General features: G+C 69.3%; 26 protein-coding genes and 1 tRNA gene. 7 read left to right on the forward strand and 20 right to left on the reverse strand.

Translation table 11 applies throughout. The features are described from left to right. Positions 1 to 9: 9 nt before the first annotated feature. A complete protein-coding gene (locus NQ151_RS01695) occupies positions 10 to 1047 on the reverse strand; it encodes a DMT family transporter (protein WP_257509953.1) in 1038 nt (345 codons plus the stop codon). Positions 1048 to 1093: 46 nt separating this feature from the next. Between NQ151_RS01695 and def the strand changes: the two genes are divergently transcribed. The 3 genes from def (at position 1094) to NQ151_RS01710 (ending at position 2462) form a co-directional block, all read left to right on the forward strand. Then, positions 1094 to 1660, forward strand: a complete 567-nt coding sequence (gene def / locus NQ151_RS01700; RefSeq protein ID WP_257526818.1) for a peptide deformylase — start codon at positions 1094 to 1096, stop codon at positions 1658 to 1660. 71 nt (positions 1661 to 1731) lie between these two features. Beyond that, positions 1732 to 2217 carry a DUF2975 domain-containing protein gene (locus NQ151_RS01705; RefSeq protein ID WP_257509737.1) on the forward strand — a complete coding sequence of 162 codons (486 nt, stop codon included), beginning with the start codon at positions 1732 to 1734 and terminating at the stop codon, positions 2215 to 2217. After that, the gene (locus tag NQ151_RS01710) at positions 2217 to 2462 is read left to right on the forward strand and encodes a helix-turn-helix domain-containing protein (protein WP_257509736.1); all 246 of its coding nucleotides are present in this window, start codon (positions 2217 to 2219) and stop codon (positions 2460 to 2462) included. The genes NQ151_RS01705 and NQ151_RS01710 overlap by 1 nt, the downstream gene beginning before the upstream one ends. A gap of 11 nt (positions 2463 to 2473) precedes the next feature. Here NQ151_RS01710 and NQ151_RS01715 read toward each other — a convergent pair whose 3' ends face one another. From NQ151_RS01715 to dusB, 6 genes are all read right to left on the reverse strand, one after another. Continuing rightward, positions 2474 to 3823 carry an HNH endonuclease signature motif containing protein gene (locus tag NQ151_RS01715; RefSeq protein ID WP_257526819.1) on the reverse strand — a complete coding sequence of 450 codons (1350 nt, stop codon included), beginning with the start codon at positions 3821 to 3823 and terminating at the stop codon, positions 2474 to 2476. Positions 3824 to 4075: 252 nt separating this feature from the next. Beyond that, positions 4076 to 4148, reverse strand: a tRNA-Asn gene (locus NQ151_RS01720). 62 nt (positions 4149 to 4210) lie between these two features. Further along, positions 4211 to 4990, reverse strand: coding sequence for an ATP-binding cassette domain-containing protein (locus tag NQ151_RS01725; RefSeq protein WP_257526821.1), 780 nt, complete (start codon positions 4988 to 4990; stop codon positions 4211 to 4213). 32 nt (positions 4991 to 5022) lie between these two features. Next, positions 5023 to 6891, reverse strand: a complete 1869-nt coding sequence (gene dnaG / locus NQ151_RS01730; protein ID WP_257526822.1) for a DNA primase — start codon at positions 6889 to 6891, stop codon at positions 5023 to 5025. After that, a complete protein-coding gene (locus tag NQ151_RS01735) occupies positions 6891 to 8261 on the reverse strand; it encodes a deoxyguanosinetriphosphate triphosphohydrolase (RefSeq protein WP_257509732.1) in 1371 nt (456 codons plus the stop codon). Before NQ151_RS01735 ends, dnaG begins: the two co-directional genes overlap by 1 nt. Continuing rightward, entirely contained in the window at positions 8254 to 9417 is a 1164-nt protein-coding gene (gene dusB, locus NQ151_RS01740) for a tRNA dihydrouridine synthase DusB (protein WP_257526823.1), read from the reverse strand. The genes NQ151_RS01735 and dusB overlap by 8 nt, the downstream gene beginning before the upstream one ends. A gap of 63 nt (positions 9418 to 9480) precedes the next feature. On the opposite strand from dusB, the gene NQ151_RS01745 reads away from it, so the two are divergent. Further along, positions 9481 to 9984: a glutathione peroxidase gene (locus tag NQ151_RS01745; RefSeq protein ID WP_257509730.1), complete on the forward strand. Its 504-nt coding sequence runs from the start codon at positions 9481 to 9483 to the stop codon at positions 9982 to 9984. Positions 9985 to 9990: 6 nt separating this feature from the next. Here the strand turns inward: NQ151_RS01745 and NQ151_RS01750 are convergent, their stop codons facing one another. The 3 genes from NQ151_RS01750 to recO are packed head-to-tail and all read right to left on the reverse strand — an operon-like array spanning position 9991 to position 12265. After that, positions 9991 to 10671 carry a DsbA family oxidoreductase gene (locus tag NQ151_RS01750; protein WP_257526824.1) on the reverse strand — a complete coding sequence of 227 codons (681 nt, stop codon included), beginning with the start codon at positions 10669 to 10671 and terminating at the stop codon, positions 9991 to 9993. A 41-nt stretch (positions 10672 to 10712) separates the two neighbouring features. Then, a complete protein-coding gene (locus NQ151_RS01755) occupies positions 10713 to 11516 on the reverse strand; it encodes an isoprenyl transferase (RefSeq protein ID WP_257509728.1) in 804 nt (267 codons plus the stop codon). Then, positions 11513 to 12265, reverse strand: a complete 753-nt coding sequence (gene recO, locus NQ151_RS01760; RefSeq protein WP_257509727.1) for a DNA repair protein RecO — start codon at positions 12263 to 12265, stop codon at positions 11513 to 11515. The genes NQ151_RS01755 and recO overlap by 4 nt, the downstream gene beginning before the upstream one ends. A 64-nt stretch (positions 12266 to 12329) precedes the next feature. Between recO and NQ151_RS01765 the strand changes: the two genes are divergently transcribed. Beyond that, a complete protein-coding gene (locus NQ151_RS01765) occupies positions 12330 to 13064 on the forward strand; it encodes a trimeric intracellular cation channel family protein (protein ID WP_257509726.1) in 735 nt (244 codons plus the stop codon). Positions 13065 to 13160: 96 nt separating this feature from the next. On the opposite strand, the gene leuA is transcribed toward NQ151_RS01765, so the two are convergent. Beyond that, complete coding sequence (gene leuA / locus NQ151_RS01770; RefSeq protein WP_257526825.1) at positions 13161 to 14921, reverse strand: 2-isopropylmalate synthase; 1761 nt, start codon at positions 14919 to 14921, stop codon at positions 13161 to 13163. Between the two features lie 224 nt (positions 14922 to 15145). Here leuA and NQ151_RS01775 point away from each other — a divergent pair, with 224 nt between their 5' ends. Both NQ151_RS01775 and NQ151_RS01780 read left to right on the forward strand, forming a co-directional pair. Next, a complete protein-coding gene (locus NQ151_RS01775) occupies positions 15146 to 15766 on the forward strand; it encodes a hypothetical protein (protein WP_502883563.1) in 621 nt (206 codons plus the stop codon). A 97-nt stretch (positions 15767 to 15863) separates the two neighbouring features. After that, positions 15864 to 16472: a hypothetical protein gene (locus NQ151_RS01780; protein ID WP_257526828.1), complete on the forward strand. Its 609-nt coding sequence runs from the start codon at positions 15864 to 15866 to the stop codon at positions 16470 to 16472. Positions 16473 to 16560: 88 nt separating this feature from the next. Here the strand turns inward: NQ151_RS01780 and era are convergent, their stop codons facing one another. From era to hrcA, 9 genes are all read right to left on the reverse strand, one after another. Then, on the reverse strand, positions 16561 to 17460 hold the full coding sequence (gene era, locus NQ151_RS01785; protein ID WP_257509952.1) for a GTPase Era: 900 nt from the start codon (positions 17458 to 17460) through the stop codon (positions 16561 to 16563). A gap of 7 nt (positions 17461 to 17467) precedes the next feature. Beyond that, positions 17468 to 18442, reverse strand: coding sequence for a choloylglycine hydrolase (gene bsh / locus NQ151_RS01790; protein ID WP_257509722.1), 975 nt, complete (start codon positions 18440 to 18442; stop codon positions 17468 to 17470). A 127-nt stretch (positions 18443 to 18569) separates the two neighbouring features. After that, complete coding sequence (locus tag NQ151_RS01795) at positions 18570 to 19907, reverse strand: hemolysin family protein (protein ID WP_257509721.1); 1338 nt, start codon at positions 19905 to 19907, stop codon at positions 18570 to 18572. After that, the gene (gene ybeY, locus NQ151_RS01800) at positions 19904 to 20374 is read right to left on the reverse strand and encodes an rRNA maturation RNase YbeY (RefSeq protein WP_257509720.1); all 471 of its coding nucleotides are present in this window, start codon (positions 20372 to 20374) and stop codon (positions 19904 to 19906) included. The genes NQ151_RS01795 and ybeY overlap by 4 nt, the downstream gene beginning before the upstream one ends. Continuing rightward, a complete protein-coding gene (locus NQ151_RS01805; RefSeq protein ID WP_502883547.1) occupies positions 20371 to 21465 on the reverse strand; it encodes a PhoH family protein in 1095 nt (364 codons plus the stop codon). The genes ybeY and NQ151_RS01805 overlap by 4 nt, the downstream gene beginning before the upstream one ends. Beyond that, entirely contained in the window at positions 21452 to 21799 is a 348-nt protein-coding gene (locus tag NQ151_RS01810) for an HIT domain-containing protein (protein WP_257509718.1), read from the reverse strand. Before NQ151_RS01810 ends, NQ151_RS01805 begins: the two co-directional genes overlap by 14 nt. A 54-nt stretch (positions 21800 to 21853) precedes the next feature. Then, the gene (locus NQ151_RS01815) at positions 21854 to 22588 is read right to left on the reverse strand and encodes a 16S rRNA (uracil(1498)-N(3))-methyltransferase (RefSeq protein ID WP_257509717.1); all 735 of its coding nucleotides are present in this window, start codon (positions 22586 to 22588) and stop codon (positions 21854 to 21856) included. 3 nt (positions 22589 to 22591) lie between these two features. Then, positions 22592 to 23707, reverse strand: a complete 1116-nt coding sequence (dnaJ, locus tag NQ151_RS01820) for a molecular chaperone DnaJ (RefSeq protein ID WP_257526830.1) — start codon at positions 23705 to 23707, stop codon at positions 22592 to 22594. 39 nt (positions 23708 to 23746) lie between these two features. Continuing rightward, a complete protein-coding gene (gene hrcA, locus NQ151_RS01825; protein WP_257509715.1) occupies positions 23747 to 24784 on the reverse strand; it encodes a heat-inducible transcriptional repressor HrcA in 1038 nt (345 codons plus the stop codon). Positions 24785 to 24788: the final 4 nt, after the last annotated feature.

A 24788-nucleotide genomic window follows, 5' to 3' on the forward strand; every position in this document is an offset into this window, starting at 1 on the left:
CGGCGAGGATCAGGCGAGCGGATCCTCGTCGGCGCCGGAGTCGGGAGCGCCGGGAGTCCCGGGACTGCCGGAACTGCCGGAACTGCCCCGCTTGAACGGCAGCTCCCGGCTCTCCGAGACCACCTGCGGATGGTAGCGCGCCAGCGTCGTCACGCCCCAGATGGCGATGGCGCCGGCGATACCGAACATGATCATGCCCCACAGCGGCACCGCGGCGCCCTCGCCGAGTACCAGCAGGCCGATGAGTACGGCGACCATGGGGTCGACGACGGTCAACCCGGCGATGACGAGGTCGGGTGGACCCGAAGAGTATGCCGTCTGCACGAAGTAGGCACCGAGCGCGGTGCTGGCCAGCAGCGCAACGACGCACAGCATCGTGAGCCACTCGAAGTCGCCGGCCTGGATGCGCTTGATGACGATCTTCGCCAGGGTCGCGACGAACCCGTAGACGATGCCGGCGGCGAGGATGTAGAAGAGCGCACGGATGCCGTGGCGTCGCCGCACCAGCAGCCAGAAGCCGACCAGGAGCAGGGCGATAACGCTGAGGATGACCAGCACGATGATGATCTGGCGGCTGGTCACTGTCTGCTCGGTGGCGAACAGGGCGGCCACGATGACGAACCAGAAGATGCCGCCCACGCAGGCGATGATGGCCAGCAGTGACCGCCGGGTGGGCGTGTGCCCGGTGACTCGCGCGTTGAGCAGTGTGGTGATCACGAGCGCGACGGCGCCGAGGGGCTGCACGACGATCAGCGGTGCGACGCTCAGCGCGCCGAGCTGGCAGATGATGGCCAGACCCAGCATGATCGTGCCGACCACCCACGACGGGCGCGCCAGCAGCTGCTTCAGCTGGCCGCCGGTCAGGCCGGTGGAGCCGTCGGTGCCGCTGAGGCGCTCCACCTTCTCGACGCCTCGGTGCTGGTACTGCGCCCCGAAGGACATGAAGACCGCGCCGGCCAGCGCCAGCGGGATCCCCAGCAGCAGGCCGGGGTTCTGGAACGCCCCGACGAACTGATCGCCGACGTCTTCGAGACTCCCCGCCCACATCACCCCTCGACAATATCGTCACAGCGCTCTCGGTAGGCTCAAGGGCGTGTCTGTTCTTCCGATTCGCATCATGGGCGACCCTGTCCTTCACTCCCCCGCCGCACCTGTGGCGGAGATCACCGACGAGGTTCGCGACCTGGTGCGCGACATGTTCGAGACGATGGATGCCGCGCCCGGCGTGGGCCTGGCCGCTCCCCAAGTCGGGGTGGGGCTGCGCATCTTCACGTACTCCTACGAGGACGACGAGGGTCAGCCCTGGCGCGGCGTGATCGTCAACCCCGAGCTGTGGGTGCGCCCGCTCGAGCCCGGCTCCCCCGACCCCGACGAGGAGTCGGAGGGGTGCCTGTCGTTCCCGGGTGAGCGGTTCCCGCTGCGTCGTTCCGATAGCGCGCTCGTCACCGGCATCGACCTTGAGGGCGCTCCGGTGCGCATCGAAGTGGACGGCTGGCGGGCCCGCATCCTGCAGCACGAGTTCGACCACCTCGACGGCATCCTTTACGTCGACCGCCTGGATGACGGTGATTGGAAGACCGTGCAGAAGATCGCCCGCAAGCGCGGCTGGGGTCGCCCCGGCGCGAGCTGGATGCCGGGAATCGACAACCTCGAAGACTGACCCTTCCGTCGCGGGAACGACGGAGCTATCGTTTAACGATAGATGCTGATCGCTTCACGAGAGGTGCCGTCATGGGTGCTGTGGTGATTCTCGTTCTGCGGGCGGTGCTTGCCGTGTCGTTCGCCGGCTCGCTGCTCGTGCAGACCGTGATGGTGCCCCTGCTGTGGGTCGACCTCGAGGGTGTCCCGCAGGGCGCGAGAGTCGCCGTGGTGGCGATCGTGGTGCTCGGCATCCTCATGCTGCAGGTGTGCGCGGTGTGCGTCTGGCAATTGCTGACGATGGTGCGTCGTGGATCGGTCTTCACGTCGGGGGCGTTCCGCTACGTCGACGTCACGATCGGCGCCATCCTGTGCGCTGCGGTGCTCGTGTTCGCGTTGGCGGTGCTGCTGGCTCCGGGGGGCGCTGCGCCGGGGGTCGTGGGGCTCGTGTGCGGCGCGTCGCTCGTGATCGGCGGGGTGGCGCTGGTGGTCTTCGTGCTGCGCATGCTGCTGGCGCAGGCGGTCGAGCGCGAAGCGGAAGCCCGCCGACTGCGCTCCGAGCTCAGCGAGGTGATCTGATGCCCATCGTCGTGGACATCGACGTGATGCTCGCGCGCCGCAAGATGCCGGTGTCGGTGCTCGCGGAGCGTGTCGGCATCACCCCCGCCAACCTGGCGGTCCTGAAGAACGGTCGCGCGAAGGCGGTGCGCTTCACCACGCTTGACGCGCTGTGCGAGGCGCTCGAGTGCCAGCCCGGTGACCTGTTGCGGTGGGAGCCCGCGGGCGCTGATGCCACGCAGCCGGTTCGCGCACGGGCGGACTAGAGCTGCCGGCCTCAGAAGGGCGCGGGTTCTTCGATGGCGGCCAGGGCCATGAACTCCAGCACCCGTCGGGGGATGTCGGTGTAGACCCGGCCGGTGGGGCTGGTCCATTCCAGGATGCCGTCGGCTTTCTGCACCACGCTCCACGCGGTGCCGTGCTTGACCGGGTGATGTCGCCCCGGGCACAGGTTCGCGAGATTGGTGAGGCAGGTCGGCCCACCCAGGGCGGCATCGTGGGTGTGGTCGAGGTCGCACTGGCGGGCCGGTCTTCGACACCCCAGGAACCGGCAGTGCTCGTCCCTCGCGTCGAGGTGTCTGCGCATTTCCCGGGTCGGCCGGTAGGTGAGCACCTGCTGCACCGCGCCCGTGGTGGGTGAGGTGAACAGCCGTTCCCACACCTCGGCGGTCGCGGCGAGCCGTCGGGCGGTGTCGGGGCTGATGGGCCCGTATCCGACGAGCTCGGCCGGCTCGTCGCCGATCCCGACGAGGGTGTTGGCAGGGATCACCACCTGGACCTGCGCGACGATCGCCGTGCCCTCCGGGATCGCCCCGGTGGCGGCGGGTGCGGTGGCGTGCCCGGTGAGCAGCAGGTCGGTGAGCACGTCCGCGCGGATCTGGTCCATCGTGCGGGTATCGGTCGCGAGGATCTCTGCCGCGGTGGCTTCGGCTTCGGCCTCCGCTGCGGCAGCGGCTTTGGCCGCGGCGCGGTGGGCGTCGGCGACCTGGCGGGCCTGCTGGTTCAGCCGGTCCCGGATCGCGTACGCCAGCTCCGCCGGCAGCAGCGCGGCCAGTTCGGCCATCCCGTCGTCCAGGTCCCGCACCCACACTCGCCGGCCGGCCGCGGCCTCCTTGTGCCGCTCTTCCAGCGGCACCGGGTTGAGCCGCTGCGCCAGCATCAGCACGAGTGGCTTCGCCCGTCCCGGAGTGTCGTTCTCGCACGCCACCAGCGCGGCTTGTTCGAACCGGGCACGCGCGTCGGGGTCGGCGATCCGGGCGCCAGCATCCTGGATGAGCCGCACATGGACCCGGTCGATCCGGTCCTCTCGCAGCGCAGTGAACGTGGCGGGGAACTCGTCCACGAGCACGGTGGCGTCGTGCATCCGGTCGCGCATGCCGTGGTCCGAGCGGCGCAGCACCGCGCCGACTTCCGCGGCCATCGACCGCAACGGCATCTCCCGCTCCCGACCGTCACTGGTGGGGATGCGGGCGGTCTGCGCCTGGGCAACAGCCTCCGCCTGCGACAGGAACCACACCTCGTCGGCATCCGCCTCCGCCCGACGCCGCCGGGCGTCTTCCAGCCCGGAGATCACCTGCTCATGCGACAGCAGAGCCGCCGGGGCGGTGGTGGTCGGGGAGGTGTTCATACCCCTAATCCTGTCGACCCCCTCCGACATTGAAGGGCGCCGAAACAACGCCTGACCTGGGGTTGTGGATAACCCACCACATCCCCGCCTGGGGAGGAAACGGCACCCGATCCTCGGCCCGCCGGCCGGACCATAACTCAGGAAGAACCAGCCACCGGCAGCCTCAAACCCCGGCTCGGGGCAAAAGGAAAGGCCCGGGGTGGAAGCCCGGGCCTTAGTTGAGAGCCCACGTAGAATGCGTGGGACATCTCGCTCCCCGGCTTGGACTCGAACCAAGAACCTATCGGTTAACAGCCGATTGCTCTGCCAATTGAGCTACCGAGGATCATGACCACCTTGCGGCGGACAACTCGTCAATCCTAGCAAACAGAAAAGGGTGCTCGTGACTCAGGACACGACCATCCGCTGGTTGCCGTCGTCGCCCGGTGTCCACAGCAGATCGCGCGTGCCGTGACCGATCGCGACCATGTGGCCGCCTCTCAGCACCAGCACATCCGCTCCGAGTTCGTCCACGACGGCTGCCTCGTTGGTCACCAGGAGCGCTGCCATGCCGTATTCGTGCCGCCGGCGCAGGATGGCGTCGCGTGCGGCGTGCCGAACTTCCACGTCGAGGTTGGCATACGGCTCGTCGGCCACCAGCAGCCGCGGCCGCAGCACCAGCGCGCGTGCCAGCGCCACGCGCTGTCTCATCCCTGCGCTCAGCTCGTACGGGTACTTCTGCGCCGCCCCGAGCGGCAGGTGCAGCTCGTCCAGCAGCGCCGCCACCCGAACGGCCAGCGCACGGGGGTTGACGCGGCGGTCACGGCTGGTGATCGGCTCCCCCACGACTTCGGCAACGGTCATGCGGGCGGGCAGGTCGGCGCCGGCGCGCTGCGCGAGGTAACCGGTGACGTACGTGTGCACCCGGTGTGCGCGACCCCGGCGGCCGAGCCGCACTCCTTCGACCACGGCGCTGCCCCCTGCCACCGTTAGGGCCGAGCCGCCCCGGCCGGCGAGGACCGCTGCCAGGCTCGATTTTCCGGACCCGGTCGGGCCCATCAGCGCCAGGGTTCCGCCCCGCGGCAGCGTGAAGCTGACGCCCTCCACGGCGCGCTGCGTTGACCCGCTGTGGGCGATGGAGAGGTCGTCGCACCGGATGGACAGCTCGGGCTCGGTGCGAACGCTCATGCCCTCATCCTGCCCGCTCTGCCTCGCGCAGGCTACTCGGCGGTAAGTCGCGCGCGCTCCATGTCGAGTTCGCGCAGGCGCAGGCGCACCGAGCGGCCACCGTCAGAATCGGCGGCGACACGCTGGATGTGCCCGAGCAGTTCGGTCTTCTCCCGCTCGACCACCCGCAGGCGCAGCCGCCGCGCGAGATCCGCGGTCGAGGCGATCGCACCTGCTTCGGTGCGCGCCGGGAAGTCGGCGGTCAGCAGTTCGGCGGCAAGAGTCCGATAGGGCTCGCGCACCGACTCCACGACCGCGCCGGACCATCCGATGCGCGTGCGGTCGGGGTGTTCCACGACCGCCCGGCGGATGGCTTCCAGCGCGGGGTGATGAAACGGCAGCGCCAGCGCGGGGTCGAGCATGTCGGCATCCACCGCGTGCCCGTACTGCAGCACCCCCATGATCGCGTCGCGTTCCAGCGCCACGTCCGCCGTGCGCGGCAGGGTCGCGAGCGTGACGCGCGGGACCGGCGTCTCACCGGTGTCGGCGGAAGCCGCCGGTGCGGGAGCCGCAGGGGCCGACGACGGATGGCGCGGCCCGCCGCCGCGCGCAGCGCGCTCCACCGCGGCGGAGACCTCACCCAGCTCCAGTCCGAGCTTGCGGGCGAGCACCCGGGTGTAGCCGGGCCGCAGGGACGGGTCGCGGATGTCGGCGACGATGGGCGCCGCTGCGCGCAGTGCCCCCACGCGACCCTCCACGCTGGCCAGGTCGTAACCGGCGAGGCGCTGCTCGATGACGAACTCGAACATCGGCGTCTTCGCGTCCATCAGGGACCGCACCGCGCCGTCGCCGCGCTGGACGCGCAGGTCGCAGGGGTCCAGGCCCCCGGGCGCCACGGCTACATAGGTCTGTGCCGCGAAGCGCTTCTCCTCCGAGAAGGCGCGCAGGGCCGCCTTCTGCCCGGCGGCATCCGGGTCGAAGGTGAACACCACTTCACCCGACACATCGCTGTCGCCCATCACTCGCCGCAGCACAGTGATGTGATCGGAGCCGAAGGCCGTGCCGCAGGTGGCGATCGCCGTCGTCACCCCGGCGAGGTGGCAGGCCATGACATCGGTGTAGCCCTCGACGACGACGACGCGGTGCTGGCGGGAGATGTCGCGTTTGGCGAGATCGAGCCCGTAGAGCACCTGCGACTTCTTGTAGATGATCGTCTCGGGGGTGTTGAGGTACTTCGGGCCCTGGTCGTCGTCGTAGAGCTTGCGCGCGCCGAACCCGATCACCTGACCGGTGACGTCGCGGATCGGCCAGATCAGGCGCCCGCGGAAGCGGTCGTAGACACCGCGCTGACCCTGCGAGAGCAGGCCCGCGGCGACCATCTCGTCGTCGGTGAACCCCTTCGTCTTGAGGGCGTCGCGCAGGCTCGACCAGCCCTTCGGTGCATAGCCGACGCCGAAGTGCGCAGCGGATGCCGCGTCGAAGCCGCGTCCGCCGAGAAAACTGCGAGCGGCCTCGGCCTCGGGGATCGACAGCTGCGCGCGGAACCATTCGGCGGCGGCGGCATTGGCGGCGTACAGTCTGCTGCGCCCGGAGGTCTCGGGGGCGGCGGCGCCACCGTCGTCGTAGTGCAGCGTGAAGCCGATGCGGCCGGCGAGACGCTCGACGGCCTCGGTGAACGAGACGTGGTCCATCTGACGCAGGAATGTGTAGACGTCGCCTGATTCGCCGCAGCCGAAGCAGTGGTAGAAACCAGCCTGCGCGCGCACGTTGAAGCTGGGGCTGCGCTCGTCGTGGAAGGGGCACAGCCCCTTCATCGACCCGACACCGGCGGATTTGAGGGCCACCCGTTCCCCGATGATGTCGGCGATGTTGGTGCGCGCCTTCACCTCGTCGACGTCCGCCTGCCGGATGCGCCCTGCCATCAGAGGCCCTCGATGGGTTCCGGTACCGCGAAGGCGTCCGCGGTCACCGCACGGCCGTCCGGTGCCCAGATACCCAGGCTCGTCAGATCCACCGCCCCGACCAGGCGGGAGTACCACGAGATCGCGAAGCGGTCGGTGAGGCTGGCGACCTGGTCGACCACCACGCGGCGACGAGCGGCATCCGAGTCGGCGCGGGCGAAGTCCCCGGCGTGCAGCACGTCCAGGTGCTCGGGTCGCTCCCACAGCACGCTCGCGAGGCTCTTGAGCAGCCGCCGCTGCTCCTTGTAGAGCCCCTTGCGCCCCTCGATCGACACGACGAACGCCCCGATCGTGCCCTTGAGTACGGCCATCTCGGCCTCGATCACGCGGGGCACGACGACGTGGCCGCGATACCGGGTGAGCACCGGGGTCTCGTAGCTCTCGCGGGTGGCGGAGGTGGCGGCGCGCGCGAATCGCCCGATGAGGTCGGAGGTGAGGTTCTTCAGCCGTCCGAGCGCCGCCCGCGAGCCGTCGAAGGACGTGATCCATTCCGGCATCCGCATGAGTCGGAAGAGGGCATCGGCCAACTCGTCACGGGCGAAGTCGTACCCCACCCAAGTCTGGATCGCGGTGAGGATCGCCTCGTGCTCGTGAGGGTCGGACAGTCGCGCCGGGTCGAGGTAGCCGTTGACGATCGCGTCCTCGAAGTCGTGGACGGAGTAGGCGATGTCGTCGGAGAGGTCCATGACCTCGGCTTCGATGCAGCGCACCCGGCCCGGGGCGCCCTCGCGCATCCAACGGAACACCGCTTCGTCCTCGGGGTACACGCCGAACTTGAGCCGGCCGCCGGGGTCGGGCACCGGGTTGGCTGCCGTCCACGGGTATTTGCACGTGGCGTCCAGGCTCGCGCGGGTGAGGTTGAGGCCGAAGCTCTCCCCCGAGTCGTCGACGACCTTCGGCTCCAGGCGTGACAGGATCCGCAGCGTCTGCGCGTTGCCTTCGAATCCGCCGATGTCTTCGGCCCACTCGTTGAGCGCACGTTCGCCGTTGTGGCCGAACGGCGGGTGCCCGATGTCATGGCTGAGGCACGCGGTGTCCACGACATCAGGCGACAGCTGCAGCGCGATCGCCAGTTCACGCCCGACCTGGGCGACCTCGAGCGAGTGCGTGAGGCGGTTGCGCGCGAAGTCGAACGGGCTCGCCGGGCTCAGCACCTGGGTCTTGGATGCCAGGCGTCGCAGCGCCGCAGAGTGCAACACGCGCGCGCGGTCGCGGGCGAAGCTGTCGCGCAGGGACCGGTGCTGCTCGGGATGGAATCGTTCTGCGTCGAAGTCGTCGTAGCCGCCGGGGCGACCTGCAGCGACCCCGACGCCGCTTGCCTGCTCAGCCACCACTGTGATCGAGCTCCGCTTCTGCGAGGGTCGTGGATGCCTCGGCGCCGAGGTCGCGGGACGCGAGCCAGCCGTCGGGCAGCGCAGGTCGCTTGGGGGTGCCGGCGCGGCCGCGCTGGCCCTCTGCCGCCATGCCCGGGTAAGGGGCGTCGAGTTCGAGGGTGGCGAGGATGTCGTCGATCTCGGTCAGGCTCGATGCCGTCGCCAGCCGCGCGCGGGTCTCGCCGCCGACGGGGTACCCCTTGAAGTACCAGGCGACGTGCTTGCGGATGTCGCGGCAGCCGCGGCCTTCGTCTTCGTAGAACTCCACGAGCAGCTCGGCGTGCCGGCGGAACGCCGCCGCGACGAAGCCGAGCGTGGCATCGACAGTGGGCCGGCGGTCGCTGCCCGGGGTGAAAGCGGCGGCGAGATCGCCGAACAGCCACGGGCGGCCGAGGCAGCCGCGGCCGACCACGACGCCGTCACAGCCGGTCTCGGCCATCATCCGCACGGCGTCGTCAGCCGACCAGATGTCGCCGTTGCCGAGCACCGGAATGCTCGTGACGGTCTCCTTCAGCCGGGCGATGGCTGACCAGTCCGCCTCGCCGGAGTAGAACTCCGCGGCGGTGCGGGCGTGGAGTGCAACGGCGGCGACCCCGGCGTCTTCGGCGATGCGGCCGGCGTCGAGGTAAGTGAGGTGGTCGCCGTCGATGCCCTTGCGCATCTTCACCGTCAGCGGGATGTCACCGGCGGCGCGGGCGGCACGGGTGACGATGTCGCGGAACAGTCCGAGCTTCCAGGGCAGCGCCGCTCCCCCGCCCTTGCGGGTGACCTTGGGGACGGGACAGCCGAAGTTCAGGTCGATGTGGTCGGCGTGATCCTCTTCGACGAGGATCCGCACCGCCGCCTCGACGGTTGCCGGGTCCACGCCGTACAGCTGGATCGAGCGGGGCGTCTCGGACTCGTGGTGGCGGATGAGGCGCATCGTGGTGGCGTTTCGTTCCACGAGCGCGCGAGTGGTGATCATCTCGCTGACGTAGAGGCCGGCACCGTATTCGCGGCACAGTCGCCGGAATGCGGTGTTGGTGATACCAGCCATGGGTGCGAGCACGACGGGCGCATCGAGCGCGATCGGCCCGATGCGCAGCGAGGGCGCGGTGGCAAGGGTGGAGGACATCGCATCCATTCTCCCAGACACTACGGTGCCCATCGTCGGCGCTGCGGTCCTATCGTGGACAACATGGCCGACGAACAGACTGTGGACATCCGTCAGATCCCGTTCCGCACCCCCGAGGGTGAGGAGAAGACACTCGCCGAACTCGGCGACGGGCCTGTCCTGGTGGTGAACGTGGCATCCAAATGCGGCCTGACTCCTCAGTACGAGCAGCTCGAGCAGCTCCAGCGCACCTATGGGGAGCGCGGGCTGACTGTCGTCGGCTTTCCCAGCAACCAGTTCATGGGCCAGGAGCCTGGCTCGATGGACGAGATCCTGGAGTACTGCTCGACCACGTGGGGCGTCACCTTCCCCGTCGAGGAGAAGGTGCACGTGAACGGGCGCAACGCCGCCCCGCTGTACAAGGCGCTGAAGAAGGCGCGCAACCCGGAAGGGGCCAAGGGCCCGGTCATGTGGAACTTCGAGAAGTTCCTGGTGACCCCCTCCGGGCAGGTGCACCGCTTCCGGCCGCAGACCAAGCCCGATGCCCCCGAGGTGATCGAGGCCATCGAGGCCGCGCTGCCGCGCTGAGCGTCGTCAGGAAGCGGCGGGGACGGCTTCGCGCCGCTCGGCCCACACCTGGCGGGTGATCTGCGCGAACGCCTCCGGCGGCTGCGCGCCGCTGACGCCGTACTTGCCGTCGATGACGAAGAACGGCACGCCGCTGATGCCGTAGGCCTGAGCCTGCGCCTGATCGGCGCGCACGTCGGGCAGATGCCGCTGGGATTCCAGGGCTTCGCGCGTGGCGTCGGCATCCAGCCCCACCTCGGCGGCCAGGGCGACGAGGTCGTCGATGCGACCGAGGTGACGGCCCTCGGTGAAGTACGCCGCCATCAGGCGCTCGGCCATCTCGAGCTGCCGACCCTGCGCCTTGGCGAAATGCAGCAGCTCGTGCGCCTTGACGGTGTTGGTGTGCTTGAGCAGGTCGAAGCGGTACTGCAGCCCTGCCTCGGCGGCCACGCCCACGACGCGGTCGAGCATCTGCTGCACCTGTTCGCGCGGCATCCCCTTGTGATCGGCGAGGAACTGCAGCTCGTCGCCGTCGAAGTCCACCGGGGTATCGGGCGACAGCTCGAACGAGTGGTACGTCACCTCGACGACGGGGGCGTCGTCGTCGGCGGATGCCGCGGCCAGCCCGTTCTCGAGGTTCCGCTTGCCGATGTAGCACCAGGGGCAAGCGATGTCGCTCCACACGTCGATCTTGATCGCATCCGTCATACCGGGCACAACGCAGGAGGTGGAGGTCTATTCCCTCGCGGTCATGCAGTCGGCGCGTCCACGGCGCCTCCGAAGCGCCGGTCGCGGTCGAGGTAGATCTCGATCGCGCGCCACAATTCGGCGCGGGAGAAGTCGGGCCAGAGGGTGTCGAGGAACACCATCTCGGCGTACGCGGCCTGCCACAGCAGGAAGTTCGAGGTGCGCTGCTCGCCGCTGGAGCGCAGGAACAGATCGACGTCGGGCATGTCGGGGACGTACAGGTGACGGCGGATGAGCTTCTCGCTCACGGCGGACGGCTTCACCCGTCCGGCGGCGACGTCCTCGGCGATCGCGCGCATCGCGTCGACGATCTCCACACGGCCGCCGTAGTTGACGCACATCGTGAGGGTCAGCACGTCGTTGCCGGCGGTGAGCTGCTCGGCGTACTGCAGTTCCTTGATGACTGAGCCCCACAGCCGCGGCTTGCGCCCCGCCCAACGGATGCGCACGCCCCACTCATTGAGCTGATCGCGACGGCGGTGCAGCACATCGCGGTTGTAGCCCATGAGAAAGCGCACCTCATCGGGTGAGCGCGCCCAGTTCTCGGTGGAGAACGCGTACACCGAGAGGTTCTTCACTCCTGCCTGCACGGCACCTGCCACGACGTCCAGCAGCACCTCTTCGCCTGCTTTGTGGCCCTCGATGCGCGTGAGGCCGCGGCGGTTGGCCCACCGCCCGTTGCCGTCCATGACGATCGCGATGTGCTTGGGCACCCGGCCTTTCGGGAACGCCGGCGGCTGCAGGCCGGTCCAGTCCAGCGGCCGGTAGGGCACGGCATCACGATGCGTGTAGGGCTTGGGGGTCACCGTGGAGCTCCGGTCCTCAGGGTCTGGGCTGTGGAGACGTGCGAGAGCGAACGGATGCCGCGCTCCATGTGCCACTGCGCATACGCGGCGACCAGGCCCGAGGCCGCTCCCGAGGCGCCGGGAGTGGCGGCATCCACCACATCCCACTCCCCCGCCAGCAGCGCCCGCAGCTGGTCGCCGGTCTCGGGGTGCACCCGGGCGGAACCGGCCGGGGCGCAGGACGAGCACACCATGCCGCCCAGCTGGGCGACGAACCACTCGTGGGGGCCGGCGGCGGCGCAACGCGCGCACTCGTGCAGGCCCGGCGCCCATCCCGACAGCGACATGACCCGCAGCAGGTACGAATCCAGCACGGCCCGGGACGCGTGCTCCCCGAGCGACAGGGCGCGCAGGCCGCCGACCAGCAGCAGGTACTGCTGCGGCGTTGTCTCGGACTCGTTGAGGCGGTCGGCAGTTTCGACCATGGCGCTGGCGGCGGTGTAGCGGTCGTAATCGGCGGCGATGTCGGCGCCGTACGTGCCGAGCGACTCCGCCTGCTGCACGATGTCCAGGGATCTGCCCTGGTACAGCTGCACATCGGCGACCATGAACGGCTCCAGCCGCGCTCCGAACCGGGACGACGTGCGACGCACGCCCTTGGCTACGGCGCGCAGTTTGCCGTGGCGGCGGCTGAGCATCGTGACGATGCGGTCGGCTTCACCCAGCTTGTGGGTGCGCAGGACCACGACTTCGTCGCGATAGGTGGGCACATGACCATTATCGACCGGGCGCGGCGCTGTCGCGTCGCAGCGCGGCGACGACCACAATGATCAAGTGGAGTCTTCGTTCGTCATCCCCCTGTGGGCCGACCTGCTCGCCGTCGGTCTGGGCGGCGTCCAGGGCGCCCTCTTCGCCTCCGGATTCACCGGGCGGCGGCTCGATTTTCTGGGCGTCGCGATCATCGGCATCGTCATGGGGATGGGCGGCGGTCTCATCCGCGACCTGCTGCTGAACGCAACACTGGCGACGCTGGAGAGTAACTGGTACCTGCTCACCGCGGTGGCAGCGTCGCTGGTCGGCATGCTCCTGGCAGGGATCTTCCAGCGATTGAACAAGCTCATCATCGGGTTGGATGCCGTGGCGATCGGCCTGTTCGGGGCGTTCGGCACCAGCAAGGCGCTGGCAGTGGGTCTGCCCTTCGTACCCGCCGTCTTCGTCGGGGTGTGCTCGGCCGTCGGCGGTGGCATCCTGCGCGACGTCATCATGGGACTGCCGGTGGCGATCATGCACGTCGGCTCGCTGTATGCGGTGGCGGCGCTGGTCGGTTGTGCCGTGCTCGCGACGCTGGGCGCCTTCGGCACGCCGCTGGCGGCGGCGGCCATCACCGGCGTGGTCGTGACGACGGTGATCCGGCTGCTCGCGGTGATCTTCGACATCTCGCTGCCCGAGCAGCGCCGCCTGCACCGCCGCAAGGTGGCCGTGGAGACCTCGGCGATCCCCACGATCAAGCCCGACGCCCCGCGCCCGGGTCTCCGGTTCCGCTCGCGCTTCCGCCCCCGCTCTCGCTGACGCCACTCCCCCGCTGAAACGACAGCTGGTCGCCGAGACCGTGGGAAGTTCCCAGCGTCTCGGCGACCAGCTGTGGTCTCACGGTGTAGGTGGGGGTCAGACGGCGGTGAGCTCCGCCTCGCGGGTGCGGGTGCGGATCGCGCGGTTGACGCACGACACGACGGCCTTGAGGCTCGCGGTGGAGATGTCGCCGTCGATCCCGACGCCCCACAGCCGCTCCCCGTCGACCTGCAGCTCGACGTAGGCGGCGGCCTGGGCGTCGCCGCCGGCGCTGAGCGTGTGCTCGACGTAGTCGTACAGCGAGATGTCGAAGCCACGGTCGGCGAGGATCGCCAGGAACGCCGCGATCGGGCCGTTGCCGACGCCGGCGACATCCTCGCGGCCGTCGCCGTCGCGCAGCGCGACCTCGAGGGTCACGTTGCCCGACAGGTCGCTCTGCGTGCGGGTGCCGAGCAGTTCGAACCGGCCCCACTTCTCGTCGGTGGCCGTCGAGGGCAGGTACTCATCGGTGAAGATCGCCCAGATCTGCTCGCTGGTGACCTCGCCACCCTCGGCATCCGTCTTGGCCTGCACGACGCCGGAGAACTCGATCTGGAGCTTGCGGGGCAGATCCAGCGCGTGGTCGGAGCGCAGCAGGTACGCCACCCCGCCCTTACCGGACTGCGAGTTGACACGGATGACCGCCTCGTACGAGCGCCCCAGGTCCTTCGGGTCGATCGGCAGGTAGGGAACTGCCCACTCGATGTCGTCGACGGAGACCCCGGATGCCGCGGCGCGGGCTTCCATCGCCTCGAAGCCCTTCTTGATCGCGTCCTGGTGCGACCCGCTGAACGCGGTGAAGACCAGGTCTCCCGCCCACGGGCTGCGCTCGGGCACCGGCAGCTGGTTGCAGTACTCCGCCGTGCGCTTGACCTGGTCGATGTCGCTGAAGTCGATCTGCGGGTCGATGCCCTGCGTGAGCAGGTTGATCCCCAGCGCGACCAGGTCGACATTGCCGGTGCGCTCACCGTTGCCGAACAGGCATCCTTCGATGCGGTCGGCGCCGGCCATGTAGCCCAGCTCCGCCGCCGCGATCGCGGTGCCCCGGTCGTTGTGCGGGTGCAGCGACAGGATCACGTTCTCCCGGTGCGCCAGCCGCCGGCTCATCCACTCGATCGAGTCGGCGTAGACGTTGGGGGTGGCCATCTCCACCGTCGCCGGCAGGTTGATGATGACCTTGCGGTCGGGGGTGGGCTCGAAGATCTCGATCACCTGGTTGCAGATGTCCACGGCGAACTCGAGCTCGGTGCCGGTGTAGCTCTCCGGCGAGTACTCGTAGAACACCTGGGTCTCGGGGATGCGCTTCTCGAACTCGCGGCACAGCCGGGCGCCCTCCAGGGCGATGTCGATGATCCCCTGCTTGTCGGTGCGGAACACGACCTCGCGCTGCAGCACGCTGGTGGAGTTGTACAGGTGCACGATCGCACGCTTGGCGCCGGCGATCGACTCGTAGGTGCGCTCGATGAGGTGCTCGCGCGCCTGCGTCAGCACCTGGATGGTGACGTCGTCGGGGATCAGATCCTCTTCGATCAGCTGCCGGACGAAGTCGAAGTCGGTCTGGCTCGCCGAGGGGAAACCGACCTCGATCTCCTTGTAGCCCATGCCGACGAGCAGCTCGAACATGATGCGCTTGCGTTCCGGGCTCATCGGATCTATGAGGGCCTGGTTGCCGTCGCGCAGGTCCACGGCGCACCAACGAGGTGCGGTGGTGATGCGGGCGTCCGGCCACGTGCGGTCGGGCAGCTCGACGGGCAGCTGCTGGTGGTACGGCCGGTACTTGTGGATCGGCATGCCGGACGGCTTCTGGGTGTTGTCCATGATGGTGGCTTCTTCTCTCGCCCGGTGGGGCGGCTCAAGGCTGATGCGGGCCGACCAGAAGCTCCGCGACGAGAAGGCCCTAGATCGAGGACTCGTCGCGGCAGCTAAGAAGGAGAAGCGTGCCCGCGCGCATGCGTCGATGGTAGCAGGATGCCGCGTCGAGGGTGAGACGATCGGGTCGAAGCTGACACTATCGGGGTATGAGACCCCATTCGTCGAGCAGAATGCTCACCGTGATCGGCTTCGCCGTGGCGTCCTTCGGCGTGCTGACGGCCTGCGCCACGGCCGCGTCGCCCGGTGCCGGGCCCGGCACTCCCCCCGCCTCCTTCGGCGCGGTCTGGCCTCAGCCGCCCGCCGGTGAGGTGGTCGGCACCGGCACGGTGATCGATGTCGGCGGCGAGGCGGAGCTGTGCCTCGGCCCCGTGATGGAGTCCTTCCCGCCGGCGTGCGCGGGCGTTGCGCTGGCCGGATGGTCGTGGGCGGATCTGGACGGTGTTGAGTCAGCCGGGGACGTCACATGGGGCGTGTACGCCGTGCGCGGCGACTACGACGGCGAGGCGCTCACGGTCACCGACACACCCATCCTGCTCGCCCTCTACGACCCGATCCGGGGGGACGATCCGGCCGACGGCGTGATGGGGACGACGGATGCCGCGCAGCTGGAGCAGGTGCAGGCGGAGATCGTGGAGCGGCTCGGCGCCGACCTGCTCGGCACATACCTCGACCGGGGCTACGTGTGGGCGCAGGTGGTCTGGGACGACGGAACGCTGCAGCACGCCGCCGACGCCGAGTTCGGCGACGATGTGGTCATCGTCGAGTCGGCGTTGCGCGACTTCGACGACTGAGCGGCCCGTCTCGTGCGCGGCCCGGCTTCTGCGGCGCACGAGGCGGTGCCAGACTGACCGGCAGCGACCGCACTGACGCGGCCGCGGGGAGCAGCCGATGGGGCGGATGCAGCGGTGGGGTGTCGTGCCGGTCGTCGTCGCGGCCGCCGTCGCGATGCTGCTGACCGGATGCCTCGGCCCGCTGGCCCCGCTCGGGACCGGCCGCGATCCCACCCTGACACCGACCGCGACGATCGTCGACCCGAGCCTGCTGCGTGTCGTCGCGGACGACACCGGAGCGGTGAGCGTGCGGGTGCCCGCGGGCTGGAGCGACATGGCCGACGTCGGGTTCACCGACGAAGCAGGCGTCGCTTGGTACGCCGTGGCCGCCGCGCCCTCGCTGGAGGCGTTCGGCGACAGTTCCGCCGCCGCCGGAGTGCAGGTGATGGCGGCGCGCGGTACCGGTCAGAACGCCGAGACGACGTTTCTCGCGCTGGCCCGCACGTTCGACACGGACTGCGCGCTGAGCGCGGAGCCCGCGCCCTACCGGGACGCCGTGCACAACGGGGTGTTCGCGGTGTGGGACTGCGCCGGCACCGATGCCGTGGTGGTCTCGGCGCTCAACCGTGCCCGCGACAACGTCGTGGCCATCGTGCAGGTGGCAACGGAGGACGAGCGCAACGCGGGGCTGGTCGCCATCCTGGAGAGCTTCCGGGCGGAACTCTGAGGGTTTCGATACGGCGCCTGCGGCGCCTACTCAACCTTGAGGCGCAGGCGCGTCAACGCGCGCTTTGCGCGCATTGACCCGCCTCGCCTCAAAAACCCAGTCGGCCGAGCTGCTTGGGATCGCGCTGCCACTCCTTGGCCACACGCACGTGCAGCTTCAGGAACACCCGCGTGCCGATCAACGGCTCGATCTGTGCGCGCGCCCGGGCGCCCACATCGCTCAGCCGCGAGCCGCGGTGACCGATGATGATCGACTTCTGGCTGTCGCGCTCGATCACGATGCTCGCGAAGATGTCGGTCATCCCGCCGCCCTCGCGCTCGGAGATGTCATCGACGGTCACGGCGATGGAGTGCGGCAGCTCGTCGCGGACACCTTCCAGCGCCGCTTCGCGGATGATCTCGGCGATGCGGTCCTCGGTCGACTCGTCGGTGACGATGTCGTCGGGGTACAGCGCGGGCCCGATCGGCATGAGCGAGAGCAGCTCGTCGCTCAGCACGTCGAGCTGGTCGTCGGTCAGAGCGGACAGCGGGATCACCGCAGCCCAGTCCTCCCGGAGCTGATCCACTTCCAGCAGGCGCTCGGCGATCTGCTTGCGTGAGGCCGCGTCGGTCTTGGTGACGATCGCGACCTTCTTGGCACGGCTGTAGCCGTCCAGAGAGGCGGCGATGCGCCGATCGCCGGGGCCGACCTTCTCGGTCGCCGGCACGCAGAACCCGATGACGTCCACGTCGCCCAGCACATGGTCGACGAGGTCGTTCAGGCGCTCACCGAGGAGCGTCCGCGGCTTGTGGATGCCGGGGGTGTCCACGATCACCAACTGTCCGTCCGGGCGGTTCAGCATGCCGCGGATCGCGCGCCGCGTCGTCTGTGGCTTGTCGCTGGTGATCGCCACCTTCTCGCCGACGAGGGCGTTGGTGAGCGTGGACTTGCCCACGTTGGGGCGTCCCACGAAGGTGACGAAGCCGGAGCGCTTGACGTTCTCGTCGATGCGGTGCTCAATTCTGCATGAGGATCTGTTGCCCCTTGATCAAGGGGTAATCCACCAGTCTACTTCCATCGAGATCCTCCTTGTGCATGTCGACGCCGGTGACCTGGCTGTTCTCGTAGGTCGTGTAGTAGTAGATGCCCTTGTCGGTGTTGCAGCACGAGGAGTAGATCGTGATCTCGTACTTGCCCGGCGAGACCTGCACGGCCCCGCGCTGCTGGGCGACTGAACCGAGGATCTGCAGGAACTGGCTGATCGACTCGGATTCGGAATCTCCCGAGACGGAGTTCATCTTCGTGAAGACCGCCTTGGCGAAACGGGACGACGAGGACAGATCGCCCGGAAGCCCGATCGCGCCCATCCCCCGGCTGTACGTGTCGAACTCCAGCTCGTCCGAGAACTTGTTCTCCGGCGGGTTCTTCGACAGGTGCATGTAGTTGTTCAAGTTGAAGCTCTGGATGTCGAAGGTGGGGTTGTTCGTGAGGATCCCGAACGGGTTGTCATAGACGTTCAGTCCCGCCTTGACGCTTTCGACGGTGATCGACTTCGTCCGGTCCGAGATGATCCAGTGCAGCGGCGACAGCGGGAACGTCTCGCTGAACGAGATGTTCACCAGGCTCAGGCCGGTCAGGGCTTCCTTCACCTCGTCGACCGTCTCGTACTGCCCGAGGATCCAGGGGATGAACTCGAACGGCGTGATGTTGGTCTTGTCCGACGCCTCGGGCTTGTAGTCGGCGTTCCCGGGGAAGTTCAGGCCCGCCATGCTGAGGCCCTTTTCGTTCGTGGCGTCGTAGTACAGCGGGTAGCCGTCGGCGATTGTCGCCATCCCGATGATCGCGTGATGCGTCGCGAGCGTGGGAGCCTTGCGGAACTCGAACGGGAAGTTGCGCGGCGTGACGGTGACGGTCTCGTTGTAGGAGAACTCCAGGTCGAGATTGCGCCCGAAATAGTGATCCTGCGTTGTGTAGTTGGCTCCTGTGCACATGACGACCTCCGGTTGGCGAGGTTGTAGCTCCTCGGTGTGCTCATTGTGTGAGCGGGTCGAGGCATGCGCAACGGGGTTGCGTGACGCGTGGATCAGGGCTGGTCTGCGCGCGCGTCCGCGCGGCGGTTCACGCGGATCTCTCCTGCGCGCGGTGCTCGGGCGTCTCTCCGGTGCGCGGGCCGCGCGAGAACGCGTCCTCCGCGGCGTCGAACGCCTCGCTGCGCTGCACGAACACGGTGGCCAGGCCCCGGCCGCGTCCGCGTGAGGTGCCGCCGGTGATCACGAGCCCGTGGGTCTCCACGGTCACACCCGGCAGCGGAACCCGGCCGAGCGCCTTGCCGAGCAGGCCGCCGATGGAGTCGACCTCGTCGTCCTCGAGCTCGAGGCCGAACAGCTCACCGACTTCGTCCAGGCCGAGTCGCGCGCTGACGCGGTAGCGGCCGTCGCCGAGGTCGACGATCTCGGTCGCGCGGGCGTCGTACTCGTCGGCGATCTCCCCGACCAGCTCCTCGATGAGGTCCTCCAGGGTCACCAGGCCCGACACACCGCCGTACTCGTCGACGACGAGGCACACGTGCACCGCGTCGCGCTTCATCTGCTGCAGCAGCGTCTCGGCCTTCATCGACTCCGGCACGAAGACGGCCTTGCGGGCGATGCGGCTCACCGGCGCATTGCGCCACGCGCTCTCGTCGCGGAAGGCGAACTGCACCAGGTCCTTCAGATACAGCACCCCGACCACGTCGTCGGCGTCGTCGTCGACGACCGGCAGCCGGGAGACGCCGCGGTCGAGGAACAGCGTCATGGCCTCGTGCGTGGTCGCAGCGGCATCCACCGACACCATGTCGGTGCGCGGCACCATGACGGCGCGGACGAACGTGTCGGTGAAGTCGAAGACGGAGTGGATCAGCTCGCGGTCGTCCTCTTCGATCAGGTCGTGCGAGGCCGCCTCGTCGACCATGCTCAGCAGCTGCTCTTCGGAGGCGAACGAGGCGTTGCGGGACACTCCGGGGGTGAACCGGTTGCCGAGGATCACGAGCAGGTGAGCGAGGGGGCCGAGCACGATCCGCGCGCCGCGCACGATGGGTGCCGCGGTGCGCAGCAGTCCCTCGGCATGCTGGCGGCCCGCCGAGCGGGGGCTCGCGCCGACGAGCACGAACGACACCGCCGTCATCAGCACTGCGGCGGCGAGCATGGCCCACCAGATGTTCTCGAAGGCCAGCGTGAACGCCACCGTCACCAGCACGGCCGCCGTCGTCTCGGCGAGGATACGGATGAACACCACGGCGTTGCCGTGTGCTTCGGGGTCGTCGGCGACCTTGCGCAGCGCCTTGGGCGAGCGCGCCGTGAGCGCGAGATCGGCCAGTCCCGCGCGGGAGGTGACCGCGAGGGCGGCGTCGAGCGCGGCCATCAGCCCGCCGGTGGCGACGAGGAGGGCGGCAGCGGCGAGGAGCAGTACCTCGGTCATGTGCGGGGGCGGCGACGCTCGGCGGAGCCGAAGTCGATGATGAGCTGCTTCTGCAGCCCGAACATCTCCCGCTCATCCTCGGGCTCCGCGTGGTCGAAGCCGAGCAGGTGCAGCAGGCCGTGCGTCGTCAGCAGCACGAGCTCGTCCAGGGTCGAGTGGTGAGCGGCCAGCGCCTGCGCCTCGGCGACCTGCGGGCACAGCACGATGTCGCCGAGCAGTCCGGGCGGGGCGGGCATGTCCTCGGTGCCGGGCCGCAGCTCGTCCATGGGGAAGCTCAGCACGTCGGTCGGACCCGGCTCGTCCATCCACTGCACGTGCAGGGCCTCCATGGCCCCTTCATCCACGAGGAGGATCGCGACGTCCGCGTCGGGGCTGACGTGCAGCTCCGCGAGGTTGTGCTCCATCAGCCGCAGCAGCACCGTCTCGTCGACGGGCACTCCTGATTCGTTGCTGATCTCGATGGTCATGAGTGTCCTCGCTTGGGCAGGTGGTCACGCGGGCCGGCCGGGCGATGCCCGCCCCTGCGATCGACGCGGTTGGAGAATTCGGATGCCTCGTCGCGCTCACGACGGTGCGCCAGGCGCTCCTCGTCGTACACGGTGTACGCGTCGACGATGCGGCCCACGAGGGTGTGCCGCACGACGTCGTCGCTGGTGAGCCGGGCGAAGTGGATGTCGTCGATGTCCTTCAGCACGCGCGTGACCAGCCGCAGCCCCGACGCGCCCTGCGGCAGGTCGACCTGGGTGATGTCGCCGGTGACGACCATCCGCGTGCCGAACCCGAGCCGGGTGAGGAACATCTTCATCTGCTCGGGCGTGGTGTTCTGCGCCTCGTCGAGCACGACGAAGGAGTCATTCAGGGTGCGGCCGCGCATGTACGCCAGCGGGGCGACCTCGATGGTGCCGCTGGCCATGAGCTTGGGTACGAGTTCGGGGTCGAGCATCTCGTTCAGCGCGTCGTAGAGCGGCCGCAGGTACGGGTCGATCTTGTCGGTGAGCGATCCGGGGAGGAACCCCAGCCGCTCCCCCGCCTCCACGGCGGGCCGCGTCAGGATGATGCGGTTGACTTCCTTGCGCTGCAGCGCCTGCACTGCTTTGGCCATCGCGAGGTACGTCTTGCCGGTACCGGCCGGGCCGATGCCGAACACGATCGTGTTCTCGTCCATCGCGTCGACGTACGCCTTCTGTCCCGCCGTCTTCGGCCGGATGATCTTGCCGCGCGAGGTCAGGATCGCCTCGCCCATCACCTCCGAGGGGCGCAGCCCGTCGGAGAGCATGCGGCTGGAGCTGGTGACGTCCCGCGGGTCCAGGCCCTGGCCGGTGCGGGTCATCACGATCAGCTCGTCCACGAGCCCGCGAGCGGCCGCGACGGCCGCCTCCTCGCCGGAGAGGGTGATCTCGTTGCCTCGTACGTGCACGTCGACGTCGGGGTGTTCGCGTTCGACCACGCGCAGCAGCCGGTCCTGCGGGCCGAGCAGTTGCACCATCGCGACGCCGTCCGCCCAGATGCGGTCGACAGTGACGCCCTCCGGGGCGTCGGGTGTGTCAGCCACCGACATGCGACTCCTTCAGTCCTCCGGCGAGCACGTGGGCGTGCACGTGGAAGACGGTCTGCCCGGCATCGGGGCCGGTGTTGAACACCAACCGGAAGTCCCCGTCGCCGTGTTCGGCGGCCAGGCTCGAGGCCAGACCCACCAGTTCGGCGAGCAGGCTCGGGTCGCCCGCGGCGAGTTCGGCGACGTTGCGGTACTCCTGCGTCTTGGGGATGACGAGCAGATGTACCGGGGCCTGCGGCGCGATGTCGCGGATCGCGAAGGCGTTCTCGGTCTCGGCGATGATCTCCGAGGGGATCTCGCCGTTGAAGATGCGCGTGAACACGCTCGCTTCGGTCATGCCTTCAGTCTACCGAGCCTTCATGCCCGGGCTTCGGGTGGGTGCGGACAGCACTCACCAGCGCCCGAGCGTCGCGTTGACCAGCGCCAGCGCGGCGGGGCCGGCGGTCGAGGTGCGCAGCACGGTGTCGCCCAGGCGCACGAGCACCGCGCCCGCGGCATCCAGCGCCTGCAGTTCGTCGGGGGCGATGCCGCCCTCGGGGCCCACCACCAGCAGCACGTCCCGCGTATCGTCGCCCAGGTCCAGTGCGCTCAGTGCGACGGATGCCGTCGGCTCGAGCACCAGCATCCGCGCGGTGGCGGCGCGCTGCGCGAGTTCACGCGTGGACACGGCAGCGCTCACGGTGGGAAGCCACGCGCGGTGGGCCTGCTTGCCGGCTTCGCGGGCGATGGTCGCCCAGCGGGCGCGGCCCTTCTCGGCCTTGGCGGCATCCCAGCGGGAAACACTGCGCGCGGCCTGCCACGGCACCACTTCGTCGACGCCGAGCTCGGTCGCCGCCTGCACGGCCAGTTCGTCGCGGTCGCCCTTGGCCAGAGCCTGCACCAGCACGACCCGCCGCTGCGGCGCGGGGACGTCCTGGCGGCCGGTCACCTCGACGACCACTTCACGGGGCGCGACTGACGCGCACACGCCGGTCAGCCACGTGCCGCGGCCGTCGCCGAGGGTCACGGCCTCGCCCACGCGCACGCGCCGGACGGCGGCGGCGTGGTGTGCCTCCGCACCGGTGAGGGTCACCCGATCGCCGGTGCGGGCGGTTTCGGCGGCATCGTCGACGAAGTGAAGGGCCATAGGTCAGCCGCGGAAGCGGTCGCGCAACTTGGTGAACAGCCCCTGGTGGAACTCGGCCAGCCGGGGCGCGGGCGCCTTCGTCTTCTTGGCGAAGTCCTCGATCAGCGCGCGCTGCTTGCTGTCGAGCCGGGTGGGGGTCACCACCTGCACGCCCACGCGCAGGTCACCGCGCTGCGAGCCGCGCAACGGCGTGATGCCGCGGCCCTTGATCGTCAGCACATCCCCTGATTGCACGCCGGGGCGCACCTCCAGGTCGACCGGACCGTCGAGGGATTCGATGGTTGTCGTGGTGCCGAGGATGGCATCCGGCATCGATACTTCCAGCGTCGCCAGCAGATCGTCGCCGTCGCGGCTGAACACCTCGTGGGCCGCCACGGTGACCTCGATGTACAGGTCGCCGTTGGGGCCGCCGGCCGGTCCGACCTCGCCCGAGCCGGGCAGCTGCAGGCGCAGTCCCGTCTCTACGCCGGCGGGGATGTCCAGCGACACCGTGCGGCGGGCGCGGACGCGCCCCTGGCCCTGGCAGGTGGTGCAGGGGAACGGGATCGTGGTGCCGTAGCCCTGGCAGACGTTGCACGGCTGCGAGGTGACGACGTTGCCGAGGAGGCTGCGGACCGTGCGCTGCACGTGCCCGGTGCCGTGGCAGATGTCGCAGGTGGCCGGCTGCGTGCCGGGCTGACAGCACGAACCCTCACAGGTATCGCAGAGCACGGCCGTGTCCACGTCGATGTCGCGGTGCACGCCGAAGACGACGTCGCCCAGCTGCAGCGTGACCCGCACCAACGCGTCCTGGCCGCGTTCGCGCCGGGAGCGCGGACGTCCGCCGCGGCCCCCGCCGCCACCACCGGCGCCGAAGAAGGTCTCGAAGATGTCGCCGAAGTTGCTGAAGCCGCCGGCACCGGCGAACCCGCTGCCGTCGCCGCCCATGTCGTAGCGGGCGCGCTGGTCGGGGTCGCTGAGCACGTCGTACGCGTGCGTCACGAGCTTGAACCGCTCGGACGCGTCCTCGCCGGGGTTGACGTCGGGGTGCAGTTCGCGCGCGAGACGTCGGTACGCCTTCTTGATCTCATCAGGAGTCGCATCGCGAGACACGCCGAGTACGTGGTAGTGGTCAGCCACATTCGCCTTTCGTGCCGCGCGAGCGCGGCGTGGGATTGGTCAGCGGGAGTTCTCGTCTTCTTCGAGCAGCCGACTGAGATAGTGGGCGACGGCGCGGACGGCCGCCAAGTTCGTGGGGTAGTCCATGCGGGTGGGGCCGAGCAGGCCGATCCGGGCGCGGGAGCGGGTGGCGTCGTAGTCGCCGGTGATGACGGATGCCTCGGCCAGCCCGAACGGCTCGTTCTCGCGCCCGATGCTCGCGGCTAGACCCTGCTCGTCGGGGACCATCTCGGTCATCAGCTTCAGCAGCGTCACCTGCTCCTCGATGGCCTCGAGCAGTGGCGAGATGCTCCCCCGGAAATCCTGCTCGCGCCGCGCGAGCGTCGCGCTGCCGGCGAGCACCAGGCGGTCCTGGCGGAACTCCTCCAGCTCCTCGGCGACGACAGCGGCGATGGCGCGCATGGCGGCATCGAACGATCCGTGCTGGGCGGGCTTGGCCAGCAGTTCGGCGATCGCCTGGGCCCCGCCCTGCACGCTGTTGCCGGTGAGCATGGCGGCCAGGCGCGTGCGGACCCGCGACATGCCCTCGTCGTCGAGGTCCGGCGGGACCATCGCGATGCGCTGGGAGACACGGCCGATGTCGGTGACCACGATGACGATGACACGGCCGGAGCCGAGGTCGACCAGCTCGACGTGGGAGACGTTCGCGCGGGCGAACGAGGGGTACTGCACGATGGCGACCTGACCGGTGAGCCGGGTCAGCGCGCGCACGGTGCGCGCCAGGAGGTCGTCGAGGTCGCCGGAACCGTCGAGGAACGACTCGATGGCGGCCCGCTGCGCCGCCGTCAGCGGGCGCAGCTGCGCCAGATGGTCGACGAAGACGCGGTAGCCCTTATCGGTGGGGACGCGGCCGGACGAGGTGTGAGGGGCGACGATGAGCTCTTCGTCCTCCAGCAGCGCCATGTCGTTGCGGATCGTCGCGGCGGAGACCCCGAAGGCGTGCCGCTCGACGATGGCCTTGCTGCCGACCGGCTCGTGGGTGTCGACATAGTCCTGCACGATGGCGCGCAGTACCTGCAATCCGCGTTCGCTGACCATGTTG

It is taken from the genome of Microbacterium sp. zg-YB36, from assembly GCF_024623575.2.
GTDB lineage: Bacteria > Actinomycetota > Actinomycetes > Actinomycetales > Microbacteriaceae > Microbacterium.

Coding starts and splice junctions, on each gene's coding strand:
- NQ151_RS01695 (WP_257509953.1), bottom strand. CDS start 1,047: ATGTGGGCGGGGAGTCTCGAAGACGTCGGCGATCAGTTCGTCGGGGCG.
- NQ151_RS01705 (WP_257509737.1), top strand. CDS start 1,732: ATGGGTGCTGTGGTGATTCTCGTTCTGCGGGCGGTGCTTGCCGTGTCG.
- NQ151_RS01710 (WP_257509736.1), top strand. CDS start 2,217: ATGCCCATCGTCGTGGACATCGACGTGATGCTCGCGCGCCGCAAGATG.
- NQ151_RS01715 (WP_257526819.1), bottom strand. CDS start 3,823: ATGAACACCTCCCCGACCACCACCGCCCCGGCGGCTCTGCTGTCGCAT.
- NQ151_RS01725 (WP_257526821.1), bottom strand. CDS start 4,990: ATGAGCGTTCGCACCGAGCCCGAGCTGTCCATCCGGTGCGACGACCTC.
- dnaG (WP_257526822.1), bottom strand. CDS start 6,891: ATGGCAGGGCGCATCCGGCAGGCGGACGTCGACGAGGTGAAGGCGCGC.
- dusB (WP_257526823.1), bottom strand. CDS start 9,417: ATGTCCTCCACCCTTGCCACCGCGCCCTCGCTGCGCATCGGGCCGATC.
- NQ151_RS01745 (WP_257509730.1), top strand. CDS start 9,481: ATGGCCGACGAACAGACTGTGGACATCCGTCAGATCCCGTTCCGCACC.
- NQ151_RS01750 (WP_257526824.1), bottom strand. CDS start 10,671: ATGACGGATGCGATCAAGATCGACGTGTGGAGCGACATCGCTTGCCCC.
- leuA (WP_257526825.1), bottom strand. CDS start 14,921: ATGGACAACACCCAGAAGCCGTCCGGCATGCCGATCCACAAGTACCGG.
- NQ151_RS01775 (WP_502883563.1), top strand. CDS start 15,146: ATGCTCACCGTGATCGGCTTCGCCGTGGCGTCCTTCGGCGTGCTGACG.
- NQ151_RS01780 (WP_257526828.1), top strand. CDS start 15,864: ATGGGGCGGATGCAGCGGTGGGGTGTCGTGCCGGTCGTCGTCGCGGCC.
- bsh (WP_257509722.1), bottom strand. CDS start 18,442: ATGTGCACAGGAGCCAACTACACAACGCAGGATCACTATTTCGGGCGC.
- NQ151_RS01795 (WP_257509721.1), bottom strand. CDS start 19,907: ATGACCGAGGTACTGCTCCTCGCCGCTGCCGCCCTCCTCGTCGCCACC.
- ybeY (WP_257509720.1), bottom strand. CDS start 20,374: ATGACCATCGAGATCAGCAACGAATCAGGAGTGCCCGTCGACGAGACG.
- NQ151_RS01805 (WP_502883547.1), bottom strand. CDS start 21,465: ATGTCGGTGGCTGACACACCCGACGCCCCGGAGGGCGTCACTGTCGAC.
- NQ151_RS01810 (WP_257509718.1), bottom strand. CDS start 21,799: ATGACCGAAGCGAGCGTGTTCACGCGCATCTTCAACGGCGAGATCCCC.
- NQ151_RS01815 (WP_257509717.1), bottom strand. CDS start 22,588: ATGGCCCTTCACTTCGTCGACGATGCCGCCGAAACCGCCCGCACCGGC.
- hrcA (WP_257509715.1), bottom strand. CDS start 24,784: ATGGTCAGCGAACGCGGATTGCAGGTACTGCGCGCCATCGTGCAGGAC.